Here is a 7,706-nt window from a genome sequence, read left to right on the forward strand (position 1 = left end):
CGGCCGGTGGTGGCGCTGAGCGCATGGCTCGAGCGGGCCGCCATTGCCGATGGCGCCGTGTTTCGTGGCATCGATCGCTGGGGCAATCTCGAAAGCCGGGCCGTAACGCCGCAATCGGTCAATCTGATCCTGAAGCGACGCGCCACTAAGGCCGGTCTCGACCCGACGCTGTTTTCCGCCCACGGCCTGCGCTCGGGGTTTTTGACCGAAACCGGCCGCCGCGGCATTCCGCTGACCGAGGCCATGCAGCAATCCCAACATCGCTCGATCCAACAGGCTTCGCGCTACTACAACGACGCGGAACGGCAGTTGGGACGCGCGGCGCGGCTGATCATATAGAGTCGGAGCATACGTGCGGGCCATTTGCCGCACGCCGGGTCGACAGTCTGATCCAATCGTGTCAACGAAATGTCCCCCCGACATCCCGTTCGCCCGGATCGGCCGGTAAGACCGACCCCGCGCTCATCCCGTCATTCTCGCTATCGTGCCGTTGGCCTTGAGCGCCGCCATGAGCATGGGCCCGACGGAAAACTGTCCTGCCCTCGCCTTTTCGGTGAGCACGCGCAAATACCCTCCGGCTGAATTGATGTGCTGGGCGCGCTGCAGGATGCAGGCGACGACGATAGGCGCGGTTTCTTGACCCATGACATGACAGGCCTCCTCGTACGCCGACGGCGAAACACCGAGATAGCCCCTCACCTGCGCTGCCGTCATCATCAAGTCGCGCCAACTGTGGATACCGTCGACGGCATAGTCGGCGATGTCTGGGCAAGCTTTCAGTACAAGTCCAAGCGGATAGTTCCTTGGCGGCTCCTCCCGTCGGGGTTGTGGCGCGGCGGCGGCCCTAGCTTTCTCGAAAGCTGGTTCAAATTCAAAAGTAGAGTCGGGGTTTGAATCAGATTGCTGCCGCTCATTGTGGGACTCATTGGCGCTCTGATTTTCGACATTAATAAAGGAATTCAATGCGCTGTCGACTTCGTCACGGATAGTGTCGAGTGCCGCGGCGAGAGGCCCGAGCTCGCAGACACTTGCCTTGCGCGGGAGCCGGTCCACGACGCTCCTGAAGCGCTTCCAAAGGCTCTCCCAGGCGCCAGTTGCACCCTCCTCCAGCGCTGCCTCTATGAGCTTGCCTATATCGCGACGCTGCAGCGTAATGCGCTCACGCATCAATCTCAGCGCACGACTGTCCGCCCGCACACGCTCGGCCGCCGCACGGAACTCCTCCGCCCGGACTAGTAGCGGCGCCAGCGAGAAGCCGTAGGCATCCTCCAGCTCTCCTCCGCGCCCCTTGCGGGCATATCGTTTGCCGTTTGGGCTGTCCCTGCGAAGGATAATGCCGCACTCTAGCAGCGCCGCCAGGTTCCTGCGCAGCGTCGAGTCGGCCATCCCATGCGAACGCAGCGACAACTGCCTGTTCGATGGAAAAACGATCAGGCCGTTGTCTTCCGACAGTTCATCATCCGGATAGAAAGACAGCAGGCCGGCGAGCACAGCCAGTGCGCGATCGCCGATGGCGATCGCGGATTTCCCTTCGCAGAGATCGCGGTAGACCTGCCATTTGTCGACAGCTTTGCCCTCCGGGATCTCCTTGGCCTCACGCTGCGCAGCCACCAGGGCAAGCGACATCGGCCGACTCCCGAAGGGAGTCGTTGCAATTTCCCTCTCCATGTTCCTTCACCTTCAATGAGGCAAAAGAAACCTGCTCGCCAAAACGACGCCAAAACTCTTGACAGTGAGTCGCGGAAATGTGATTCTCTGATTGTCTAGATCTGAGAAGGGCTTCCGCAGCGGTGACGTTCGGGGGCCTTTTTCTTTTGCGAGTTATACTCCTGCTCAAACCTTTCGGGTTTTCTTGAACGCTTGGTAGAACTCCTCGAGGTTCTCCGACAGCCAGACGCCAAAGCCCGGCTCTTGCTTCGAAGACAGCGAGATGCTGACCGCCCTGCCCTTCACACCGACCTGCGCGACGACCGCCTGGTCAGAGGATGACCACGACGTAGACGTAGCGGTCGACTTGGATTTCTTCTTCGGCCGTTGCTGAAGTGCGCTCAGGATGAAATTGAACCTCTCGTCCTGCCCAACCTTCAGAAACTCGGTGCCTCCAACCAGATCCATGGCGCTGGCAGCGTTCTTTGGTGCCAGCAGCGCTTTCTTGAGTTCCTCCCAGCGATCGCGTCCCACGCCCTTTGCCGGACCCAGCACGCGGATCACTGGTCCGGGAATCACATCGACAATCGAAAGCATCCTAGACAGAAGTGTATCGTCAACGGTCAACGCAGCCTTTGCGGTCTCCTTCGAATGCCCGAGATCTAGGATCTGGCGCGCAAACAGCGCGCGCTCGATGAATGACAGATCTGCCCTGGCCGAGTTTTCTTGTCCCTGCGCGACAACCGCGGCCTCGTCCTGCATGGGCTTGATGACCGCCCTGACTAGCACACCGATTTCTGCTGCAGCCTTGAGCCGTCTGCGCCCAAACACGACCATATAGCGGCCCTGCATCGTCGGATGCGGGCGAACCAGGATCGGCGACGACTGACCACTGGCACGGATAGCGGAGACAAGGTCGCGGTAGTCCTGGTCGTCCAGCTCCATGCGGTCCGCTGCCGGCGACGCTTCGACAATTGCTGGATCGAGCGACACCACCGCCTCTCCTTCGAGGAGCTTGGCGGAGTTCTGCGACATCTCATCCAGCGACAGCATCATCGTGCGGGATGCACCCCTCCGGGCGTATTCCGAGCGTGCTGCCGCATCGGCTGAATGCGTCTCGGGACTGATGACGCTGGCCAGCAATCCTTTCCTAGCCATTCATACGTCCTCCAAATGAGACTAAGCTATTATTGTAACTGGTGAAACCGACGATCTGCACGGCTGTCAAAACGTGCATCATCGACGCCCCCACGCCTGGTGGAGCAAGGCCGTGATCTCGGAGTTCACCGCATTCATGCTGTCGATCGCCCGCTCATAGGTCGAACGAATGAATTGCGACCGGTCCACCTCATAGAGCGTCTGCTTGGTCATTCCCGCATCGGAGATCGCCGTCGACTTAAGCATGTGCGCCTTCAGCATATGCTGGACAAACATCGCCTGCATGAATCCCACCATTTGCGCCTGGGGTCCGTCCGTCGGCTCATAGCGCGTCACCAGGTAGCGGAACCATTTGAGCCTGACAGTCGCACCGGCCGCCTTGATCGACTGCAATATCCCGCCGAGCATCAACAGGAACTGCGACATCGACATGATGTCGAGCATCTGCGGGTGCACGGTGATCAACACGGCCGTCGATGCGGTGAGTGCCGTTAGCGTCAGATAGCCCAGCTGGGGTGGGCAATCGATGATGACCACATCATAGCGATCGTCGACCGATTTGAGCGCATTGGTGATGCGCGTAAAGAAACTGCGGCCTTCAGCCGATTGCTTCGAAGCCGCAAGCGGCGTTTCGTATTCGTATTCCTGAAGCTCCAGGTTCGCGGGGATGATATCGAGACCCGGGAAGTTCGTCGGTTGAATGAGTTCCACGATCTCCTTTCGCTCATCATCATAGCGCAGTGCTTCATAGAGCGAAGGATTCTGATCGAGTTCGGGCTGGATGCCGTGCAAGGCCGACAAAGAAGCTTGCGGGTCAAGATCGATTGCCAAGACCCTGTGGCCGGTCAGGGCAAGATACTGCGACAAGTGAGCCGCTGTGGTCGTCTTGCCCGATCCGCCCTTGAAATTGACGACAGAGACGATTTGCATCGCGTCTCCGGTACGCCGGTGCGGCAGATAGCGCTTCAGTTCCGAACGGCCGTGCTTGTCTAGGTACTGCCGCAACTCGAGCATCTGCGCCGCGGTGTAAGTCCGCCGGCCAGAAGGCGTTGTCTCAGGCACCGGGCCTTTGCCTTCGAGATGGAGCTTCTTGATATTGTTCGCTGTCACGCCTAGAAACGCCGCAACTTCCGACAACGAGAATGAACGCAATCCCTTGGACGCATTTGGAGGGTATTGTTCAAACCGCAAGATGTTCAGCTTGTCAGAGATCAGTTCGCCCTGGGCGACAATGGCCTCGTCGAAGTCAATATCCGCGTCCGGTTTCACCAAGATGTTCATTCCCACAGATCCCGAATAACGCTTTTTGTGCCCAAACTGACATTCAAGCGTGAATAGTGCCCGATTCTCCTAATCGCGCAAGGAATTTAAAGTTAACAAAGGGTTAATTGCTGTCCGCTCCCGCCCCCCGGCACCGACAAGGTGCCGTCAAGGGACGGTCTAAGCCGCGCCTATCTCTCTGTTATAATTCGGTTTTATCGCCATTTGCACGGCTGTCAATTTCGTTACGGGCCCACGCCGGCAGACGAGACGCAGCTAAAGCCGTCGACACCCCCCCTGCCCCATCCATAAATTTATCCTCAGGGCCAGACACCGACTTCGGGCGCGCGTCTCCAGCCAAGACGTTTGCTATCCGCGAGAGCGCACTTCGACCGTCGACCAGGGGGTAGGGCGAATCCCACGCGAGCCGCAGCCCCTTTTTGACATTTCTCACAATGTTGGCCGCCCATGCGGTGGGCCAGGAGACCGCTGCCGTGGTGATCGCCTGCACAACACATCAATTCGGCTGGCGGATTATCTGCGCGTGCTGACCAAGAGGGCGAGGGCAGGGCAGTTTTCGATTGGGCCGATGCTGACCGGCCTAGCGGATGAACGGGATGACGGCGAGGATGACCGGTTAGGGGAGAGGACACATCCGATCGAGGCGGCGGGAGTTTAGCTTGGCAGGGGGAAAATCGAAGAATTCAGCTCGGACGTGGAGTCACCTCCGCCATCAGGCAAGATCCACTAGAGACATTGCGAGGGCGCCCAGGGTCTTCACCTCCACACCATCCTTGAGGGGGAAGCTTTCGGCACCGGGATAGACAATGAGGCGACGCGCGGGATCGACGTCCTCGCAAGCCAAGTGAAAGCCCTTTTCAACCCTCGGCGCCAGATTGCGCTTGATCTCGATCGCCCAAGGACGGTTGCCAGGAGCAGCCAGAAGAAGATCGATCTCGGCGCCGGCGGCGGTCCGATAGAAACTGGCCACTGTACGCGCAGGTGCGACAGAAAGAAGATTTTCGATGACATAACTCTCCCAACTGGCGCCGACAACGGGGTGTCCAGAAAGGCCATTGAGATCCTCGATGCCTAAAAGCGCATGCACGATGCCGCTGTCACGCACGTAGACCTTCGGCGATTTTACAAGTCTCTTGCCCGTATTGGCGTGAAACGGAGGCAGCCTTCGCACCAGGAGAAGATCGACGAGAAGATCGACGTACGATGTCACGGTTGGTGCGCTGACGGACAGGCCGGACGCCAGCCGGGAAGCGTTCAAGAGACCAGCCTGATTATGGGCGAGCATGGTCCAGAGTCGCTCCAGCGTCTGTGCAGGAATGCGTGGTCCGAATTGCGGCACGTCGCGTTCGAGGTAGGTTCGAATGAAGCTGCGTCGGAACGCCAGACTATCAGCATCAGACGCTGCCAAAAAGCTGTCCGGAAACCCTCCGCGGAGCCATAGGCGCTCTGCGTCCGCCGCTCCGACTTCCAGGACATCGAGCGGCGTCATTTCGACATATTCGATGCGGCCGGCAAGGCTTTCACCGGATTGGCGGAGCAAATCCATAGAAGCTGAACCCAGCAGCAGGAATCTGCCGGTGCGGCGACCGCGGCGCCGGCCTTGATCGATCAGGCCGCGCAGTTCCTGGAACAGTTCCGGCACGCGGTGAATCTCGTCGAGGATGACCAGACGATCTTCGTAAGCCTTGAGAAAGAGGACAGGATCGGTGAGCTTGTTTCTGTCCTCGCGTGACTCCAAATCAAGGTAAAGCGCACCGGTTTCATCGCCGATTTCCAATGCGAGGGTAGTCTTGCCGACCTGTCTCGGGCCGATCAAGGCGACAGCCGCCTGTCGTCCGAGCGCTTGCCTGACTAACGGTAGGACTCTGCGAGATATCATCCCTGCAAATTAAAGGCGTAATTTTCAATTTGCAAGGATGCTGTGGCGCTTGCACATAGCGCTCATCGACCTCAGCCGAGGAGGCGAGGCCGGCACGCAGCGAGTGCCCGGCAAACATTTGAGCGCGCTCGCCCTCCGACAGATCGCCACGCACGCCGGCGGCCAGGGCCAGGCGTTTGACCTGCCGTGCAATCTCTTGGCCATTGAGCCGTTCGGCGCCGATTTTTTTTGTCTTGCCCTGTCACCCTTCGGAAGGGCGGTCGTGGGCGATGCGTGCAAGCTTGAGCAAAGTTTCGAGCGCCACAACGGGGCAGGTGGCGTCCGAGGAGCCACGCCCGATCTCGACCTCACGCCAGCCGGTCTTGCCGCGCAAGGTGACCAGAACGCCTTTGTCGGGGAAGAAGTCGACCCAGCCGCGGCCATCTTCGGTTTGATCGCGCAAAACATCGCGGCCGACGATTTCCGAACGGCGCAGCCTGCCGGCAAAACCGCGGAGCAAGATCGCGCGGTCGCGTAAGCCGCGCAGGCAGCCCCGATCGAGTGTTTCCAGCATGGCGATCAGATCCTCGGGCAGGATCGCTTCCTTCTGCCGGGGAGGGGAGGCGTGGGTGTTGCGAATGCCGGCCATGACGGTCGCGATATGCCGGTCTTTTGTGTCCAGCGGCTGGCCGCGCGGAGTAAAATTCCAGGCCAGCGAGGACAGACGGCGTTCGATGGTGCTCACCGAGCTCGGCTTCCTGTCCACTGTGGCGCTGCCGGAGGCGCAAGCGGTGACGTAGAGGCCAACGGTCTGCGGATCTGGCAGCACCTCGAGATTTTGCCGGCGGCACCAGGCGCAAAAATGCTTCCAGTCAGAGGCTTAGGCGCGCCGCGTGTTCGCCGAACTGGCAGCTTCGACAAAGCCGCGTGCGCGGTCAGCCAAACTTTCAAGGTGACCCGATAGCCGACCCTTGTCGCTGCTCGGCGCCGTCAGGCGAGGGGAGGGGGGAGTGTTGGCATCCTCTGCGCCACGTCCCATTTCCATCACCACATCCACGATGTCCGGGAGGTCGTTCTGAGCATGCTTGTCGGCGTTATGCGTTATTGGTCATGACCGATTCAAACGTGATTTGGCCGGCGGTGGCGAGGCGATGGCGACGTCCGTGCGGCTGGATTGAATGCCCTGCGACGGTGTGGCCGTTTGGAGTGCAATCTGTACGCCTTTAAGACATATCTATTTGACCGCCGGGCATGATCCAGCTCGAACCGTCAAATTCAATGAAAATAACAGCAGTGAAGAAGGTTATTATGCCTCGGGCAGCAATCTAAGCGAATGAACGGATGAACCTGCGGGTGGCGGCGCAGCAGAAGGCGACGCTGATGCGGGCAGCCGCGCTTGTGCATGCGGATTTGACGGAGTTCGTCACCCGTGCCGCCCTGCGCGAGGCCGAAGCGGTGATCAAGAGCGCCGAGAGGATAGAGGTCTCGGAACGGGATTTCCTGCGCATTCTGGAGCTTTTGGACAACCCGCCGCCGCCGAACGAAAAACTGCGCGCCGCGATCGCCGCTTTGCCGCGTGATCGATGAGCCTTCCGGCCTGGCACGAGGAGCCGATCTCGAAGGCGCACGATCGGAGCGGCTTCGATTGCGGCGACGCGGACATGAACGCCTTCCTGACCCGTTATGGCCTCGGTACATTATTGGGACACGGATATACGGTAGTGGGTTCTATTGGCGCAGATCGTGCACGCCGAGCTCTCTC

The 7,706-nt window shown here is 59.7% G+C and carries 6 protein-coding genes and 1 pseudogene; 2 read left to right on the forward strand and 5 right to left on the reverse strand.

Going from position 1 to position 7,706, the window contains the following annotated elements:
* Positions 1–339, forward strand: a 339-nt coding sequence (locus ACWGS9_RS33515) for a tyrosine-type recombinase/integrase (protein WP_454509241.1), incomplete at its 5' end; no start/stop codon positions are given.
* 123 nt (positions 340–462) lie between these two features.
* On the opposite strand, the gene repC is transcribed toward ACWGS9_RS33515, so the two are convergent.
* The 5 genes and pseudogenes from repC to ACWGS9_RS33540 form a co-directional block, all read right to left on the reverse strand.
* The gene (repC, locus tag ACWGS9_RS33520) at positions 463–1,668 is read right to left on the reverse strand and encodes a plasmid replication protein RepC (RefSeq protein ID WP_454509242.1); all 1,206 of its coding nucleotides are present in this window, start codon (positions 1,666–1,668) and stop codon (positions 463–465) included.
* Between the two features lie 165 nt (positions 1,669–1,833).
* A complete protein-coding gene (repB, locus tag ACWGS9_RS33525; protein ID WP_454509243.1) occupies positions 1,834–2,805 on the reverse strand; it encodes a plasmid partitioning protein RepB in 972 nt (323 codons plus the stop codon).
* Positions 2,806–2,883: 78 nt separating this feature from the next.
* On the reverse strand, positions 2,884–4,086 hold the full coding sequence (gene repA / locus ACWGS9_RS33530) for a plasmid partitioning protein RepA (RefSeq protein WP_454509244.1): 1,203 nt from the start codon (positions 4,084–4,086) through the stop codon (positions 2,884–2,886).
* Positions 4,087–4,798: 712 nt separating this feature from the next.
* Entirely contained in the window at positions 4,799–5,902 is a 1,104-nt protein-coding gene (locus ACWGS9_RS33535; protein WP_454509245.1) for an ATP-binding protein, read from the reverse strand.
* Positions 5,903–6,014: 112 nt separating this feature from the next.
* Positions 6,015–6,989, reverse strand: a pseudogene (locus ACWGS9_RS33540) (site-specific integrase); the annotation flags it as partial.
* A gap of 296 nt (positions 6,990–7,285) precedes the next feature.
* On the opposite strand from ACWGS9_RS33540, the gene ACWGS9_RS33545 reads away from it, so the two are divergent.
* A complete protein-coding gene (locus ACWGS9_RS33545; RefSeq protein WP_454509246.1) occupies positions 7,286–7,531 on the forward strand; it encodes a type II toxin-antitoxin system TacA family antitoxin in 246 nt (81 codons plus the stop codon).
* The last annotated feature ends 175 nt before the right edge of the window (positions 7,532–7,706 follow it).

The sequence above is a fragment of the Mesorhizobium sp. Arg314 genome (assembly GCF_053714275.1).

Excerpts from the sequence above, each read along its gene's own strand:
- ACWGS9_RS33545 (WP_454509246.1), top strand. The coding sequence starts at position 7,286 with ATGAACCTGCGGGTGGCGGCGCAGCAGAAGGCGACGCTGATGCGGGCA.
- repC (WP_454509242.1), bottom strand. The coding sequence starts at position 1,668 with ATGGAGAGGGAAATTGCAACGACTCCCTTCGGGAGTCGGCCGATGTCG.
- repB (WP_454509243.1), bottom strand. The coding sequence starts at position 2,805 with ATGGCTAGGAAAGGATTGCTGGCCAGCGTCATCAGTCCCGAGACGCAT.
- repA (WP_454509244.1), bottom strand. The coding sequence starts at position 4,086 with ATGAACATCTTGGTGAAACCGGACGCGGATATTGACTTCGACGAGGCC.